Source organism: Pectobacterium aroidearum, from assembly GCF_015689195.1.
Taxonomy (GTDB): domain Bacteria; phylum Pseudomonadota; class Gammaproteobacteria; order Enterobacterales; family Enterobacteriaceae; genus Pectobacterium; species Pectobacterium aroidearum.
In genome coordinates this window covers 4965469-4981489 of record NZ_CP065044.1, presented here as the reverse complement: position 1 = coordinate 4981489, position 16021 = coordinate 4965469, and the positions used below count along the sequence as shown (strand labels likewise).

Here is a 16021-nt window from a genome sequence, read left to right as displayed (position 1 = left end):
GCATATGGCGAAGACTTCAATGACAGGTTCAGAACAGGTAGTGAAAGGGCGCAGCTGGGGACTGGAACGTCGGCTTCAATTCATCGACTTTCGGTTACGGTGGAGTGGGCACATAAATCGTACAGATTTAACGTCTTTTTTTGGGTTATCTATCCCTCAGGCGTCGCTCGATATCGCTAAATATATTGAGCTCGCCCCCTATAATCTGGTCTACGATCGACGAACCAAAACTTACACGGCTACGCCAACATTCTCTGCGGTCTACCCACAGAATTCCGCCCAGCGCTATTTAGCAGAATTATTGGCAATGAAAACGGGCGTCCTTGAAGCAGATGCCAGTTTCATCGAGTCTGCTCCAGAAGTGTGCTGGGTGAATATCCCGCTCAACATCTACAATGAACAGGTTGTTGAAGTCATTGTCAGAGCGATTCGTGACAAAACGGCGGTGAACATCTGCTATCAATCCTCATCGTCAATGGATAATTCGCCACGGCTGATTTCCCCACACGCTTTAGGCAATGATGGCGTTCGGTGGCGAGTGCGTGCCTACTGTCATACCAGACAGCAATTTAGTGATTTCACGCTTACGCGCATCCTCAGCATTGAAGGCGTCGAACTTTCGACAATCGATCCCGCTAGCGATTATTCGTGGCATACCTATCTTCAGTTAATTTTGGCGCCGAGCGATAAACTGCCGCTGGCACATCAACGTGCGTTGGAATTGGAATATGGTATGACCAATAGAGAGTTGAATGTATCCTGCCGTCTGGCATGTTTACATGAAACACTCAAGCGATTCCATATCAGCTTAACGGATGAAAATAACGAAGAAGATCAGCTGTTTGTATTGAAAAACAAAGAAGATATTCAAGCACTTCTGGGGGCGTGACCCCATCCCCTTCACGCCTATTAATTTCTCATCGGCACAACACATAGCAAGGTCATGATTAAGTGAATTCTTATATTGATTTCACTTAATCATCCTTGCGTCAGAAATTCATAAAATGATGTAAAATAAGAAGGTAATTTATAGTGGTTCTGGTAAAAAAGTGATGCAGGGCAAATAGGTTAACCGGGAAAAAAAATGAAAATTCGCGCATATGAATTATTAATTATTTTCAGTTCAACCTTACTAATGAGTTACTTAGGTTTGTCTTTTCGGCTACTTGACGATACCTCTCTATTCTGGCCAGCAGACATTCTCTTATTTTGCTTTCTCATACGCTATCGCAGTCGAGATAAAAGCATAAAAAACAAATTATTGCATAGCGTTATTTTATGCATGGTCGGTTTTCTCGGTATGCTGCTGCCCGCTATTTATCTTGAAAACAATCAATCTTTTTTTGAAAAAATTATTCACTGCGCGATAAGTTCAGTTTTTTTCATTACTGCATGGATTACATTAATTATCTTTTTTAAGATAAGGGGTAAGACTTACAGTCAATTAAGTAAAAAATACATTTTCTTTATATTTATTTCCATTTCTATAGGATCCATTTTTTCAGCTTTATTTTATGGAATATATTTATCCACAAAAACCAGTGATGACAATGTTTTCATCCTTTCAAGAAAGTGGTTTAGCGAAGAGCTAAGTTCTGGTGTTATTTTCGTTTTTTTATTCCTAAAAGTGACAAGGAATGTTAAAAACATTTTTAAAATATCAACATTTTCAATTAAAAAAACATTCAAAAAACCATTATTTATACTTTACCCTATCATTATTATCTTTTGCATAGCGTCGTTAAACATCACGCTCAGTGTATTGGCAATATTGCCATTAATCTATCTTTCGTTATCCCACTCATTTAACAAGATTATTTTAATGTGCACTGCAACTGGCATTGCACTAAATTACATCTATATAAACAGATTAATAGACGTTCATGACACAATAGAAAAAGAGTATTTGTTCGAATTATCTTATTTGTTTCAAATCAACACTTCAGTGATTATCATTACCGTTCTTATCGCCTCTTTCTTTATTAACAAAAACAGAAAAAACATAAAAAGAATAGAATTAATCAGCAACCATGATGCTCTCACAGGCATGTTAAATAGACGTTCACTCAATCAGCACATGATGAATATCATTAACTCCACACGTGATGGGGATAATAAAATCATGTCTTTGCTTGTGCTTGATATTGACCATTTTAAAAAAGTGAATGATACCTATGGGCATGCTATAGGCGATAACGTCATCAGAGAGTTTTCTACAACGCTTAAGCAATATACCCGACCCCAAGACCTGCTCTGTCGATGGGGTGGCGAAGAGTTTTTAATCATAATTCAAGGTCTCTCCGTCAACGACTGCTTAGATATCGCAGAGAGAATACGGTCTATTATAGAAGGGGCTCCATTAGCGATTTCAGATGGTCATATTGTTCGATGCACAACCAGTATCGGTGTCAGTTTTTTTAAGCTGGAAAGAATTGAGGATTTTCATGAAGCGTTTAAGGAAGCAGACGAATTATTGTACATGGCAAAAGAGCAAGGACGTAATCGCGTAAATTCGGTACAAAACTAATATCATGATGCCTGCATCCGTTTAGAATGCCCTGATCGGTATAAACGGAGCACTATCCTACAGATGAAAACGAAAATCGACGGTAGAGAACTTGCTATGCAATCACCAAAGAAGTGGCTGATCCTGGCCATTGTTTCCAGTGCGCTGTTCCTGATTGTTATCGACATGACGGTGCTGTACACCGCACTCCCGACACTGACTCACGACCTGCACGCCACCGCATCGGACAAGCTGTGGATCGTTAATATCTACGCGTTGGTTGCCTCCGGCTTGCTGCTGGGAATGGGTACGCTGGGCGATAAGCTGGGTCATAAACCTCTATTTATTTCCGGATTGCTGGTCTTCGGCGCGGCGTCATTGTTCGCCGCCTATTCGCCCACTCCCCACATGCTCATCGCCGCACGCGCTCTGCTGGCGGTTGGTGCGGCGATGATGATGCCCGCCACGCTCTCGATTATTCGACTGACCTTTTCTGATGAACGGGAACGCGCACTGGCGATTGGTATCTGGGCTGCGGTGGCATCCGGCGGTGCCGCGTTTGGCCCCGTCATGGGCGGGATACTGCTTGAATACTTCTGGTGGGGCTCGGTTTTCCTCATCAACGTACCGGTCGTTCTGCTTGCGCTCATCATGGGAATCACCGTCATTCCACACCGGCCGGGTAATACTTCACACCGCTGGGATTTCATCGGTTCTCTATTAATTATGGTGGGTTTGATTGGTGTAACCTATGCCATAAAAGAGCTGGGCAAGCGGATTCCGTCTTATGAAGATGCGCTAATCGCGCTGCTGATCGGCGTGGCGTTTATTACCCTGTTTGTGCGGCGTCAGCGTAACAGCCAGCACCCCCTGGTCGATTTCTCTCTCTTCCGTCTGCGACCTTTCAGCGCAGCCGTAGCCGCGGCTATCGTAGCGGCGGCCGCATTAATCGGAATGGAACTGGCTTTCACCCAGCGGCTACAGCTTGTGGTCGGGCTGTCTCCGCTACAGGCCGGGCTGTTTATTTTGCCTCTGTCATTGGCGTCCTTTATCTCAGGCCCGTTAACCGGAAGAATGCTGCCACACGTAAATAGCGGGACAATGTTATCCGCAGGGCTGCTGGTTTCCGGGCTTGGTATGGGAAGCTATCTGCTGCTCCACAATGCCCCCATCATCGTACAAGTCATCAGCCTGATGGTGATTGGGGCTGGCGTAGGTTCGACCATGACGGCCGCATCGAGCACCATTATGCAGGTTGCTCCAGCATCAAAAGCAGGGATGGCGGCCTCAATCGAAGAGGTGTCCTATGAATTAGGGGGCGCGACGGGCGTGACGCTGATGGGCAGTTTGCTGTCTTTCGCTTATTCTGCGACGTTTATGCTGCCTGCTGGGTTTACCGCACCGGACACCGCGTATGACAGCCTGGATGAGGCATTAATTTTTGCCGAATCCTTACCGGAAAATATGCAGCAACTTCTGACCGCACAGGCACATTCCGCCTTTGACTCCGGGTTTTCCATCGTACTGGCAGCGGCAACGCTGATCCTGCTGTTAACGTCCGCCTTCGTCTGGACAACGCGCAATCATAAACAACATCGTAATCAGGCAGCTGACGCGTAGCATCACCGACGACCGGATTGATTAAGGTAATAAAAAACGCCGTTCAGTAATGAACGGCGTTGATGATTTAGCGACGTACTATCTGGCAGATCAGTACGTTTCTTTACCGTATTGCAGTGAACGAGGCCCGTACAGCATCCCACGTGGATGACCCGCCGCGAGCAAGCGTGAGCTGGTCACGCCAGCAACATCATGGCCTTTGTCGGAGATCGTGTCCGCAATCTGGCTCACCGCAGCCTGCACCAGAGCACCGATGATGCCGCCGTTAGAATTTGATTGCTGCTCGTTGCTGGACGCCGTTGCACTTCCGCTCCACAGCAGTTTTCCGGTACGCAGATCAACCAGACGTGCATCCGCAGAAACGCGGGTTTCGCTGCTAATCACGATGTATGACGTGCCATATTCTTTTACGTCCAAATACAGTGCAGCATCAGCACCAAAGATTTGGTGCAGCTTCGCCGTACTCAGCGCATGAATATCCGCCGCAGTCGACAGACCATTCTGTTTGAACGTTTCGTCTACGACAGCGACAGGCAAGACGTAATAACCGGATTCCGCCAGCGGATAGGTAACTTGTGAAAGCAGGCTATAGCTCGCTTTCACATCCGGCGAATGGTTAACCGGCGGCAATACCAGAATAGACTTAGGTTTACTCTGCTTAAATGCCGTGTAGTCATAAGGCACGGGTTTAGCACAACCGGTCAGCACCAGCGCAAAAACCAGACCACATAATCCTAAGAAACGATTCATTTAATGCTCCCTTTATTTTTACTCAACAGAAAGTCCATAAAAGGTGCTGATTCAGGGAATTTCGCTTTTTCAGTTTCAAACTGTTGGCGAGCTTCGCTATCACGGCCAGTGTTGGCATACAGCAACCCAAGTTGAGCATAGAGTCCCGGTGGGACAGGTTTATTTGCGGCTTTCGCTTTTTCGATCGATTCATTCAAAGCAAGAATCTGCTGCTCAGGGCCAACTTTATCTTGTTGATAGTAATCGTAAAGAGCCGGCTGATATTTTTCCCAGCTGTAAATGGTTTTTGGCTGGGACGCACAGCCAGCCAGTACTGTCGCTGCAAGCAGCAGGACAATTTTCTTATGAGATAACATGGTTATATTCCTATTCCATTAGTTCGCTGGGCGCCAGGCACCACTTTCAATTCCCGCAACCAGATTATTGACGGCTTCACGAATAGCCAAATCCAGCACTTTACCGTTCAGCGTAGAGTCATAGCTGGCCGTACCGCCGAAACCGATAATTTCACGGTTGGACAAGGTGTACTCACCGGCACCTTGTACGGAATACACGACTTCAGATGTTTGTACGTTCACCACATTCAACGTGGTTTTTGCGTAAGCAACCTGTGTTTTGCCGCGACCAAGGATGCCCCACAGTTGATGGTCACCCACCTCTTTGCGACCAAACTCGGTCACATCACCGGTAACAACATAGCTAGCGCCTTTCAGCGTCTGCGTTTGCCCTTTAATGCCCGCTTCTGCTTTCAGCTCTTCCATATTGGTGCGATCCAACACGTTAAAGCGGCCACTCTGCTGAAGATGGCTAACAAGAATGGTCTTGGATTGATTACCTAAGCGGTCAACACCATCAGAAAAAATACCGTTCATGTAGTTAGAGCGGTTTTCAAATTTTCCGACGGAAATCGGGCTGCGAACGCCCTGATAAGGCGTACTGTAAGAAGTAACTTTTTGTGCTTCTACGGTACGGGAAGACTCTGTAGCACATCCGCTCAATAACGCTGCTGACATGAATACAGAACAAAGAACGACTTTTTTATTCATAACACTATCCCTTAGTGACAATCCATTAACCCTGAGCAAAGCCCTGTTATTGATTCATAATGAAAATGCCGTAAAAACGTTATTTAGCTGCAACACTGTTTTGCTGCGTTTAAATAGCGCTCGACATTATGAGGGGCGTAAGGAAAAGTAACGAGTTATTTCATGAAAAAATTAACAAAAATCATGAAAATCAGAATTTTCACCTAGGGTAAACCACTGTAAACCAGATAAAAAACAAGGTTATATGCAACCATGACATTACTTTTGCATAACATCACAACTTACTGAAACGATTCAATAATTTCATTAATAACCTCTGCGATATTTAACATTAACCGACTTTTTACCTGCTCTATATCAAGGTCAGGGTGTTATCCAGCTATTAGGATAAAGGCAATGATCGAGGGATCCAGGGTGGGAGAAGGTAATGAACCGGTTTGTTATTGCCAGTACTCAAGACTGTATGGGGTGCCATGCATGTGAAATCGCCTGTGTCATTTCACACAACGATGAGCAGTATCCAGATAGCACCACGGTGTTTCAGCCCAGAATCAAGGCATTCAATACGCCAACGTTGCGGGCTGCCGTAACATGTCGCCATTGTGAAGATGCCCCCTGCGCCAGCGTGTGCCCAACGCGGGCCTTGATCAGAAAAGACAATAGCATTCAGCTCGTTCAGGAAAAGTGCATTGGCTGTAAAAGCTGTGTGCTGGCTTGCCCGTTCGGTGCGATGTCCATGGTGACAAACCCCGTGGACAATAGCACCATCGCCCATAAGTGCGATCTCTGCGCCGATCGTCCAGAAGGGCAAGCCTGTGTCGCCGCCTGCCCAACACACGCCTTGCAGTTGGTCAGCGAACAAACGTTAGCGGCCCGCCGTCAGGAAAAACAGCAGACGATGGCGCTGCGTTCAGCCTCCCACTGGCAGCGTGAAACGCCCGTGCTGAAAGCGCTGACGACCAATCCACTCAGTAAAAGAAAAAACTGGCCGCGCCGGGATGCTGAGCAAAAGCCGCTGACCCAGAGAACCTCCACGTTTGATGAAATCTATCACGGCTTCTCCGTTCAGCAGACGGAAGATCAGGCTGACCGCTGCCTTTCCTGCGGTAAACGTGCGATCTGCGAGTGGACCTGTCCGCTGCATAACAATATTCCCGAACTACTAAGTCTCGCGAAACAGGGGCGGATTCTTGAAGCCGTCGAACTCTCACATCAAACCAGCAGCCTGCCAGAAATCTGCGGCCGGGTATGCCCGCAGGATCGGCTATGCGAAGGGGCCTGTACACTGGGTAAAGAGTACGGCGCCATCACCATCGGCAACGTAGAGCGCTACATTACCGATACCGCAATGGCAATGGGCTGGTCGCCCGATATGACGCGTGTCGTTCCCAGCGGCAAACGCGCGGCGATCGTCGGTGCTGGCCCAGCGGGGTTAGCCTGCGCCGATGTGCTGGCGCGTAACGGCGTGCAGGCTGTCGTGTTCGACCGCCACCCGGAAATTGGTGGGCTGCTCACATTCGGGATCCCGTCGTTCAAACTGGATAAAGAGGTGCTGATTCATCGCCGTGAAGTATTCAGCGCGATGGGAATCGAATTCCGGCTGAATACCGAAGTGGGGAAAGATATTTCTCTGGCTCAGCTTCTGGATGACTATAACACCGTTTTCCTCGGCGTAGGCACCTACCGCTCCATGAAGGCTAACATTGATAATGAAGAGGCTCCCGGCGTCTTCGATGCGCTCCCTTTCCTGATTGCCAATACCAAGCACGTCATGGGGCTGCCTGAATTAGACGACGAGCCTTATATCTCGATGGCGGGCAAGCGCGTCGTGGTGCTCGGCGGTGGAGATACCGCGATGGACTGCCTGCGTACGTCCGTTCGACAAGGTGCGGTATCCGTCACCTGCGCGTACCGTCGCGATGAAGCGAATATGCCCGGCTCGAAAAAAGAGGTAAAAAATTCCCGTGAAGAAGGCGTGGAGTTCATGTTTAACGTCCAGCCACAAAAAATCTGCCTCAATGAACAGGGCGAAGTGTGCGGGATTAGTCTGGTTCGCACTGAACTGGGCGAACCAGACGCCAGCGGCCGTCGCCGTCCGCGCCCTATTCCCGGTTCAGAATTCGTGCAACCTGCGGAAGCCGTGATAACCGCATTTGGCTTCCAGTCGCACAGCATGCCGTGGCTGGAAGAGGCCGAGATCGGTCTGGATAACTGGGGCTACATCACGGCACCCCTTAATAATCAGATACCTTGCCAGACCAACCATCCACGTATTTTTGCTGGCGGTGATGCCGTACGCGGTGCCGATCTGGTGGTGACCGCCATTGCCGACGGGCGCAAAGCCGCACTGAGTATGATTGCGACAATGGGGCTGACCGCCGTCACGGGCGCCATTCCCGCACACCCGCAGCGTCCCGAAACGAACGCAACTCGCGAGGAGGTTCGCTCATGAATCAATTTGTTATTGCCGAAGCAGAAAAGTGTATCGGCTGCCGGACCTGTGAAATCGCCTGTGCGGTCGCCCATAGCGGAGGCCAAAGCGCACAGCTGCGGCCTTCTCACTTCTTTCCGCGCCTAAAAGTCGTTAAAAGCGCCAGCGTCAGCGTACCCGTTCTGTGCCGACAGTGTGAAAATGCGCCCTGCGCCAGCGTGTGTCCAAATGACGCGCTGGTGCGCGATCGGGACAGTATTCAGGTGATTCAGTCCCGCTGTATCGGCTGCAAAAGCTGTGTGGTCGCCTGTCCTTTCGGCGCCATTAATGTGGTGACAAAAGCGTCGAATGACGAAGGGGAAACGCACCTCACGCAAAGCGAGGTTCACAAATGTGATTTGTGCGCGGATGTCGCCCAGAGTCCCTCCTGCGTCAGCGTGTGTCCGACATCGGCGCTGCGATTAGTGACGGCGGATGAGTTACGCAAGCAGACGCTGGAAAAACAGCGGCGTTCCGCACTGGGGTGGCCGAGCCATTAAAACAAACGGGAAGGTGGTGGACAGGGAGGGAGCGCCACAAAACACACGATGCAGGAAATTCGTTGTGTCTAATTAATAATTATCGCCGATTTATCCATCGATTTTTCTTTAGATCACATATTAGTCTGATAATATGCATTGGTAATGCCTGATAGGTTCCCATCTTTTATCACGATCACGGAGTGAACAATGACCTGCCATTTTGTCAGGTGGACAAGCACGGAAGCGCTTCCTGACTTACAAAGACTGCCTGATAGGCTCATCTCATCAACACAGGGTTTTTCAGCCAAACGCCGCGAGCGTTATCTGAAAAGTCGCGTGCTGCTGGCTGAGATGATGTTCTATTTTTTCGGCTATCCACTGTTACCCACACTACTGGAGTCCCCTGAAGGACGCCCTTATTTTGCCGATCCCAACATGCCCAATTTCAGCATCGGCTATGCAGGCAATACCATCGCTATTCTCCTGAGTGAAGAAGGGAGCGTGGGTATGGATATCGAAATCGTTCATGTCAGGCCAACAAATCAGGCTGTTCCACAGATGCAGGCGCAGACGCAGGCCGAACAAGCGTGGATCGACGCTCAGCGCGATCCGCTGGAAGCAGCAACGCAACTCTGCACCATTCGCCAGTCATTGATGAAAATCCCTGGCGTAAACAGCCATCCTCCCAATAACCTGAAACTCCACCCCGCCTCTGGCAGACTGCGTTCAACCTGCACCCCCGCCGTAGAAGTGATGAGCGATGTTGATGATTATCTTGCCTGGGCCTGCGCCCATATCCCTACACTTAACCGATTGATCATGTGGAAATATACATCGACATCGGGCATGAGAAAATCGGGAGAAATTCTACAGCAGCAGCGCCAGTCTTTGCGCTATATGAAATTAACCAGTCATACGATAGAAAAAGCCATCTCTACCGCCTCACTGTAGCCAGCCGCTTCATCACAGGCTGAGGCTCCGGGAAAACCCCCGGAGCCACGAACGGATTAATGCGCGTCGATAAACACGATTTTCAGCAGGAACAGCAGCGCAACCACAACCACACATGGGCTGATTTCACGCCAGCGTCCCGTCGCCAACTTCATCACACAGTAAGAAATGAAACCCAGTGCGATCCCTTCGGTAATCGAGAAGCTGAACGGCATCATCACCGCGGTAATAAAGGCTGGAACGGCTTCCGTCAGGTCATCCCACTTCACACGCGCCAGGCTGGATGTCATCAGTACACCCACGTAAATCAGCGCGCCAGCGGCCGCATAGGCAGGCACCATCCCCGCCAGCGGTGACAGGAAGATCACCAGTAGGAACAGCAGACCCACCACCACCGCGGTCAGGCCGGTGCGTCCACCAACGGACACGCCAGAAGAGCTTTCAATATACGCCGTAACGGAGGAGGTCCCGATAAACGAACCGGCCACAGAGCTAACGCTGTCAACATACAGCGCCTGCTTCATACGCGGAAACTTACCGCGCGCATCGACCAGACCGGCTTTATCCGTTACGCCAATCAGCGTACCAGAGGAGTCAAACAGGTTAACCAGCATGAAAGAGAAAATAATACCGGACATTCCGAGGTTCAGCGCCCCAGCCAGATCAACCTGACCAACCACCGACGTTACGCTCGGTGGCATAGAGAACACGCCAGCAAATTTAACATCACCCAGCAGCAGGCCAATCGAGGTGGTTACCACGATCGAGATCAGTACCGCGGCGTGAATATTACGTGAAGCCAGCGCTACAATAATGAAAAAGCCCAGAGCGCCCAGCAGCACGCTGTGCGAGGTCAGATTGCCAATCGTCACCAGTGTTTCTGGGTTAGGTACGATAATACCGGCATTTTTCAAGCCCATCATGGCAATGAACAGGCCGATACCGCTGGCGATCCCCAAACGCAGACTGAGCGGAATATTGGCGATCATCCAGTAGCGAATCTGGAAGATGGTCAGCAACAGGAAACCGATTGCGCCCCAGAAAATAGCACCCATCGCAACCTGCCATGGCAGCCCCATCGCACCCACGACAACAAACGCGAAAAACGCATTCAGCCCCATTGCCGGAGCCAGCGCCACAGGCAGGTTAGCCAGCAATCCCATCAAAATACTACCAAATGCTGCGATCAGGCAGGTGGTCACAAAGACCGCTTTGGTATCCATCCCCGCCGCACCCAGGATTTGCGGGTTAACAAAAACGATGTAGACCATCGTCAAAAACGTCGTGAAACCGGCAATCGTTTCCGTACGTGCTGTCGTGCCGTGTTGTTTAAGTTTAAACACGCGCTCCAGCAGGCCCTGCTCGGTAGCAAGACCGGGTTGTGATTTATTCATTAGTACCAATCCAAAGAAGGGAATAACTGTCGTCGGGTATCCTATAACAAAACGCTACGTTTTTACGTTGATCCCACGTTTTTTTTCATCGAATAAGAAGAACCTATTAATATCATGGCTATTGTACAAAATACCTTCGATTGAAACCCCTTAATTTTCCGCAAGATTGCCGTGAAAATGGCTTTATAGGTCGCAATATTGGGTCAATTGGTTAAAGTAAGGAACGTCTTCTCATTCTGACCGTTTAAGAACCGAGATACCGAGGTGACCACGGTGCGAGGTGTCCCAACGGGAACCTCATCACCGTGTTTCCCCTAAAGCTATACTTAAATACTTCATCGATAAGGATTGGTCATGCCCCGTATTGAATGCGTCTTCTTCGACTGTGATGGCACGCTGGTTGATAGCGAAGTGCTGTGTTGCCAGGCTTATGTGAATATCTTCATCCCGTATGGGGTGAACTTATCGCTGGAGGAGGTGATAAAAACCTACAAGGGCGTGAAGCTGTACGAGATTATTGCCCGCATCAGCCAGCAGCACGGTTTAACCGTATCGGTAGAAGATGCGGAGCGTCATTTCCGGCAAGAGGTGAAACGTCTTTTTGATGAATCTCTGCAACCTATCGAGGGCGCACGTGAGCTAGTGCAGTCCATCACCGTTCCGATGGCCGTAGTTTCTAACGGCCCGGTCAGTAAGATGCAGCATTCGCTCGGCCTGACACAGATGCTTGATCTGTTTGGCGACCATCTCTACAGCGGCTACGATCTGAAAAAGTGGAAGCCCGATCCAGCAGTGCTGTATCACGCTGCCGAGCAGCTACAGCTTCCCATCGAGCACTGCATTCTGGTTGAAGACTCCGCCGCTGGCGTACAGGCTGGCATCGCGGCGGGTATTCCGGTGTTCTATTACTGTGCCGATCCCCACAACCAGCCGATTCATCATCCACTGGTCACGATGTTTGACGATATGCGCGAACTGCCGCAAATCTGGCGTGAGAAAGGCTGGAATATCACGATGTAGCAGTACCACTCAGGCGACCAGACTCAGGCTTAATACCGATCGTTTCAGCATCGAGATACTCGGGGCGACCACAGGGGTGAGGCCTCCTTACGGGAACCTCCCCCTGTGTTTCCCCTAATAACGGGCTTCAGTGACCCGTATTCGTCTCAGGCTGGTTTATTCCGCCACCACAGCAGACGGCGCTTCGGCTGTTTTTCCTGCTGGTTAAAACGGGCGTTAACCCGGTTAGCCAGCAGTTCAAGCGACAGGCAAAACACGAAGTAGACTAGCGCGACAAACAGGAAAACTTCCATCGGATAAACCATGCTGCGATTATTGACCTGGGTAGCGAGAAACGTCAGCTCGCCGACGCCGACAATGTAGGCCAGCGAGGTGTCTTTAATCAGGGAAATCCACTGGTTTATGAAGGAGGGCACCATCATCCTCAGCGCCTGCGGTAGGACAATCTGCCACAGTACCTGCCAGCGGCTTAATCCCAGCGAGAGCCCAGCCTGCCACTGGCCGCGTCCAATCGCGACAATGCCCGCCTTCACGCCATGCGCCAAATACGCCGAGGCGATCAGCGCCAGCGCACACACCACCGTAGTAATTTCAGGGATATCGACGCCAAAAACGATCGGCAGCAGGAAGTAGGTCCAGAAAATCAGCATGATGACGGGAATCGCCCGGAAGAACCCCAGCACCATCGCCAACAGCGCGCTCCATACGCCTCGCGACATCGCCAGCGCCACGCCCAATATCGTCCCCAAAACGGCAGACGCAATGCCCGCCAGCAGGCTCATCAGCAACGTCAGCGCCGCGCCGCCCAGCGGGCCCTCCGGAAACGTGCCCCACATCAAATAGCCGAGGTTATCGGTGATAACGGTAAAATCCATCTCAGTGTCTCTCCGCCAAACTACGCTGCTGACGCCACATGCCCCAGCCTTCCATCACGGCAATAATCACGATGTACAACACCGTCGCCACGCCAAACGCCTGAAAGGTGCGTAAGGTTTCCGTCTCCACCTGACGCGACGCGTAGGACAATTCAGCGACGCCAATCGCCATCGTCAACGACGAGTTCTTAACGATATTCATGTATTGCCCAAGCAGCGGCGGCAGGGCGATTTTTAGCGCCTGCGGCAGCACCACATAGCGCATGGATTGCCAACCGGTTAACCCCAGAGCATGCGCCGCATACTTCTGTCCACGCGCCACACCGCGAATACCGGCGCGAATTTCCTCAGCAATAAACGCGCTGGAGTAGAGCGTCAGCCCAGCCAAGCCCGCCAGAAACTCAAAAGAGGGCCACGCTAACGTCATGCCCAACAGCGAAATAACATGCGGAGTGTTCAGCCATTGCATCATCTCTGAGGGAAAAAGCTGACCGGCACCGAAATACCAGAAAAACAGCTGCACCAGCAGCGGCGTATTACGGAATAGCGAGCTGTAAGCGACAACGACGCTGCTCAGCACCCGAACCTGGCTGTCTCTGGCGGCTGCCAACAGAAAGCCCAGTACAGTGGACAAGGCGATCGTACTGAGGGAAATACCCAGCGTAATCAGGAAACCGTGCCACAGCCAGATGAGGTATTGAGGAGCCAACAGCCACGACTCAAGCGATTGCAGCGCCGTATCCATGCGTTTTATCTCTCTTTGTCATTATTACGAGGTACAAATAGAAATGCCCTCTGCATGCAGAGGGCTAAGATCATAGCACTGAAGATGTCAGCTATCAGGATTTAGGTTGCTGATCCAACGGGGCAAAGGTGAAGTCGCCGCGCGGCTGAGCCGATTTCGTGCTTGGCCCAAACCAGCGATCGTAGATCGTCTTCGCTTCGCCCTGTTTTTCCAGGTTAATCAGCGTGTCGTTAATCTTCGCTGTCAGGCGCTCTTCGCCCTTCGGAATCCCGACGCCCTGATACTCTTTAGTGATGCTGAACGGAGAGATTTCAAACTCCGCTTTCTGGGCATCTGGCACATTAGCCAGTAAGCCGACTAGCTTGGCATCGTCCTGCGTGATGGCCTGAACGTTACCGTTACGCAGCGCAGCGAAGGCCAGCGGCGTATCGTCGTAGGAAATCACTTTGGCTGTCGGGTAATGTTCACGCAGGGTAATTTCCTGCACGGTGCCTTTATCCGCGCCGATACGCAGCGTTTTGATGTCTTCCGGCGTTTTCAGCACGCCTTTACGGGCGATGAATTTTTGTCCGGTCGCGAAGTAAGGGATACTAAAGTTAACCTGCTTGGCTCGTTCATCCGTAATGGTGAAGTTCGCGGCAATCAGATCGACTTTCTGCGAGCTTAACAACGGAATGCGGTTAGCCGGGTTCGTCGCGCGCAGTTCAACCTTCACGCCCAGCGCCTTACCAATCGCCTCGGCGATATCCACGTCGTAGCCCACCAGTTTTTTACTCTGTGGATCGACATAGCCAAACGGCGGGTTGCTGTCGAAGACAGCGATTTTCACCACGCCCGCCTTCTGAATGTCATCTAATTTATCTGCCTGTGCAGCACCAGAAACGGAAGCCAACCCAGCTAATAAAGTCACTGTCAAAATCTGCTTTTTCATTCCCTGCCCCTTAATTATCGCTGTATTAACAGCAGGCTATCAGCAGGGTGAAAACGCGGGAAATAACATAAATAGCTATAATATAACCTTATGTTACTTCGGTATTCTGGCAGATTATCCTGATTCAGGTACGGTTAGATAGATTGATGGAAAGCAGCAAATTACCGGCGAGTACGTCATTAATCTGGCAGGCTACCTCATCAAAGAGCGCATAGCGTCGGCGGTATTCTGCCCGCTTGCGGCTGGGAATGTCCTGTTCAGACTTTCTCGGCAGAGATAGCGGTAGCGCAATGTTGCCATCAGGTCGCAGTTGACCGCCGTGGGCGAAGAGGAACGCATTGTAGTCGGCCAGAAAAACATCGCGTTTCTTACTGCGATAGCGCCAGTGTTTATAGATATGCGTTTCGTTACTGACCGCAATAACGTGCGCCAGATTAAGGCCTCGAGCCAGGTTAAGCAGGCCTTCCAGAAGAATACGTTTGGGAAACAGACTGTGGCAATCTCGCGTCGCGCCCTGAATAACCTGATGCGGCGTTTGTGCATCCGGCCCCTGAATCCCACCGATAAACAGGCCCATTTCCCCTTCAATGCGCAGGATGGAGAACGTCATCTGTGCCAGCACGTGCTCGCTGTTCTCAAGCTGTAGGGAGAGCTCGCCTTCCTTACACATTTGATCGTTAGTCATCAGGCGAAGCGTGTAATTTTCACCGCTTTTTCCCTGAAAACTGGCCAGCACGTTACCGCCCCCGTTCTGGCTATATAACAAGCGCTGGCGATGTAACGGCAACGTTTGAATAAAGCGGTAATGATCCATTAAGGCCGTACAAGTTTGATGTGTCGGTAGCGACGCCATCAGGTAGGGGCGCTGGAGCTTACTATAAAGCTCATTGCCGTCACGTCGAAAAATATCCTGTACGGGATAATCGACGATAAAACTGAGCCATTTCATGGTCAGCAGCGGGTGAAGCATCACTCGGGCGGTATATTTTATACGCCATTGGAGACTCTCCCAGCGCCGATCCGGCTTGTGTTTACCCGTTGCCAATGCCAGCAACAGGGAAAATGCGGCCCGAAACTGAGTCTTCGTATTTCCAAGTGATTGTGTAGAAGTAATGTCCATGAATGTCACCATGATTAAGATGACGAAATCGTAGCGGGACATTCATCAATGAAACTAAAATCGCGACGCCTAAAAAGCAGCGTTCTCTAATTCGTTGAGGATTAATTTAAG

Annotated in this window: 15 protein-coding genes; 7 read left to right on the top strand and 8 right to left on the bottom strand. The window is 50.3% G+C overall.

Annotated features, from left to right (window positions below; genetic code table 11):
* The first annotated feature begins 19 nt into the window (after positions 1-19).
* From I2D83_RS22205 to I2D83_RS22195, 3 genes are all read left to right on the top strand, one after another.
* Positions 20-889, top strand: coding sequence for a BrxR family helix-turn-helix transcriptional regulator (locus I2D83_RS22205; protein WP_433915801.1), 870 nt, complete (start codon positions 20-22; stop codon positions 887-889).
* 195 nt (positions 890-1084) lie between these two features.
* Entirely contained in the window at positions 1085-2527 is a 1443-nt protein-coding gene (locus I2D83_RS22200) for a GGDEF domain-containing protein (RefSeq protein WP_205947312.1), read from the top strand.
* Positions 2528-2623: 96 nt separating this feature from the next.
* Entirely contained in the window at positions 2624-4126 is a 1503-nt protein-coding gene (locus I2D83_RS22195; protein ID WP_205947311.1) for an MFS transporter, read from the top strand.
* 90 nt (positions 4127-4216) lie between these two features.
* On the opposite strand, the gene I2D83_RS22190 is transcribed toward I2D83_RS22195, so the two are convergent.
* From I2D83_RS22190 to I2D83_RS22180, 3 genes are read right to left on the bottom strand one after another with little or no spacing between them, the layout of a single operon-like run.
* Complete coding sequence (locus I2D83_RS22190) at positions 4217-4876, bottom strand: DUF799 domain-containing protein (RefSeq protein WP_015842354.1); 660 nt, start codon at positions 4874-4876, stop codon at positions 4217-4219.
* A complete protein-coding gene (locus tag I2D83_RS22185) occupies positions 4873-5232 on the bottom strand; it encodes a DUF4810 domain-containing protein (protein ID WP_015842353.1) in 360 nt (119 codons plus the stop codon). Before I2D83_RS22185 ends, I2D83_RS22190 begins: the two co-directional genes overlap by 4 nt.
* 18 nt (positions 5233-5250) lie before the next feature.
* Positions 5251-5922 carry a CsgG/HfaB family protein gene (locus I2D83_RS22180; protein ID WP_039363695.1) on the bottom strand — a complete coding sequence of 224 codons (672 nt, stop codon included), beginning with the start codon at positions 5920-5922 and terminating at the stop codon, positions 5251-5253.
* A gap of 427 nt (positions 5923-6349) precedes the next feature.
* Between I2D83_RS22180 and aegA the strand changes: the two genes are divergently transcribed.
* From aegA to I2D83_RS22165, 3 genes are all read left to right on the top strand, one after another.
* A complete protein-coding gene (aegA, locus tag I2D83_RS22175; RefSeq protein ID WP_205947310.1) occupies positions 6350-8374 on the top strand; it encodes a formate-dependent uric acid utilization protein AegA in 2025 nt (674 codons plus the stop codon).
* On the top strand, positions 8371-8892 hold the full coding sequence (locus I2D83_RS22170; protein ID WP_015842350.1) for a 4Fe-4S dicluster domain-containing protein: 522 nt from the start codon (positions 8371-8373) through the stop codon (positions 8890-8892). The genes aegA and I2D83_RS22170 overlap by 4 nt, the downstream gene beginning before the upstream one ends.
* A 189-nt stretch (positions 8893-9081) precedes the next feature.
* Complete coding sequence (locus I2D83_RS22165; protein ID WP_015842349.1) at positions 9082-9825, top strand: 4'-phosphopantetheinyl transferase family protein; 744 nt, start codon at positions 9082-9084, stop codon at positions 9823-9825.
* A gap of 56 nt (positions 9826-9881) precedes the next feature.
* On the opposite strand, the gene I2D83_RS22160 is transcribed toward I2D83_RS22165, so the two are convergent.
* Positions 9882-11219 (bottom strand): NCS2 family permease, encoded by a 1338-nt coding sequence (locus I2D83_RS22160; protein ID WP_015842348.1) that lies wholly within the window; start codon positions 11217-11219, stop codon positions 9882-9884.
* 354 nt (positions 11220-11573) lie between these two features.
* Between I2D83_RS22160 and yieH the strand changes: the two genes are divergently transcribed.
* Complete coding sequence (yieH, locus tag I2D83_RS22155; protein WP_015842347.1) at positions 11574-12239, top strand: 6-phosphogluconate phosphatase; 666 nt, start codon at positions 11574-11576, stop codon at positions 12237-12239.
* A gap of 146 nt (positions 12240-12385) precedes the next feature.
* On the opposite strand, the gene I2D83_RS22150 is transcribed toward yieH, so the two are convergent.
* From I2D83_RS22150 to I2D83_RS22135, 4 genes are all read right to left on the bottom strand, one after another.
* A complete protein-coding gene (locus I2D83_RS22150; RefSeq protein WP_181830437.1) occupies positions 12386-13114 on the bottom strand; it encodes an amino acid ABC transporter permease in 729 nt (242 codons plus the stop codon).
* Position 13115: 1 nt separating this feature from the next.
* Positions 13116-13859, bottom strand: a complete 744-nt coding sequence (locus tag I2D83_RS22145) for an amino acid ABC transporter permease (protein ID WP_015842345.1) — start codon at positions 13857-13859, stop codon at positions 13116-13118.
* 94 nt (positions 13860-13953) lie between these two features.
* Complete coding sequence (locus I2D83_RS22140; RefSeq protein WP_180779450.1) at positions 13954-14790, bottom strand: ABC transporter substrate-binding protein; 837 nt, start codon at positions 14788-14790, stop codon at positions 13954-13956.
* A gap of 124 nt (positions 14791-14914) precedes the next feature.
* A complete protein-coding gene (locus I2D83_RS22135; protein WP_181847283.1) occupies positions 14915-15910 on the bottom strand; it encodes a VirK/YbjX family protein in 996 nt (331 codons plus the stop codon).
* Positions 15911-16021 lie beyond the last annotated feature (111 nt).

Bases quoted from the DNA above. Each gene is read 5' to 3' on its own strand.
- I2D83_RS22205 (WP_433915801.1), top strand. From the start codon at position 20: ATGACAGGTTCAGAACAGGTAGTGAAAGGGCGCAGCTGGGGACTGGAA.
- I2D83_RS22200 (WP_205947312.1), top strand. From the start codon at position 1,085: ATGAAAATTCGCGCATATGAATTATTAATTATTTTCAGTTCAACCTTA.
- I2D83_RS22195 (WP_205947311.1), top strand. From the start codon at position 2,624: ATGCAATCACCAAAGAAGTGGCTGATCCTGGCCATTGTTTCCAGTGCG.
- I2D83_RS22190 (WP_015842354.1), bottom strand. From the start codon at position 4,876: ATGAATCGTTTCTTAGGATTATGTGGTCTGGTTTTTGCGCTGGTGCTG.
- I2D83_RS22185 (WP_015842353.1), bottom strand. From the start codon at position 5,232: ATGTTATCTCATAAGAAAATTGTCCTGCTGCTTGCAGCGACAGTACTG.
- I2D83_RS22180 (WP_039363695.1), bottom strand. From the start codon at position 5,922: ATGAATAAAAAAGTCGTTCTTTGTTCTGTATTCATGTCAGCAGCGTTA.
- aegA (WP_205947310.1), top strand. From the start codon at position 6,350: ATGAACCGGTTTGTTATTGCCAGTACTCAAGACTGTATGGGGTGCCAT.
- I2D83_RS22170 (WP_015842350.1), top strand. From the start codon at position 8,371: ATGAATCAATTTGTTATTGCCGAAGCAGAAAAGTGTATCGGCTGCCGG.
- I2D83_RS22165 (WP_015842349.1), top strand. From the start codon at position 9,082: ATGACCTGCCATTTTGTCAGGTGGACAAGCACGGAAGCGCTTCCTGAC.
- I2D83_RS22160 (WP_015842348.1), bottom strand. From the start codon at position 11,219: ATGAATAAATCACAACCCGGTCTTGCTACCGAGCAGGGCCTGCTGGAG.
- yieH (WP_015842347.1), top strand. From the start codon at position 11,574: ATGCCCCGTATTGAATGCGTCTTCTTCGACTGTGATGGCACGCTGGTT.
- I2D83_RS22150 (WP_181830437.1), bottom strand. From the start codon at position 13,114: ATGGATTTTACCGTTATCACCGATAACCTCGGCTATTTGATGTGGGGC.
- I2D83_RS22145 (WP_015842345.1), bottom strand. From the start codon at position 13,859: ATGGATACGGCGCTGCAATCGCTTGAGTCGTGGCTGTTGGCTCCTCAA.
- I2D83_RS22140 (WP_180779450.1), bottom strand. From the start codon at position 14,790: ATGAAAAAGCAGATTTTGACAGTGACTTTATTAGCTGGGTTGGCTTCC.
- I2D83_RS22135 (WP_181847283.1), bottom strand. From the start codon at position 15,910: ATGGACATTACTTCTACACAATCACTTGGAAATACGAAGACTCAGTTT.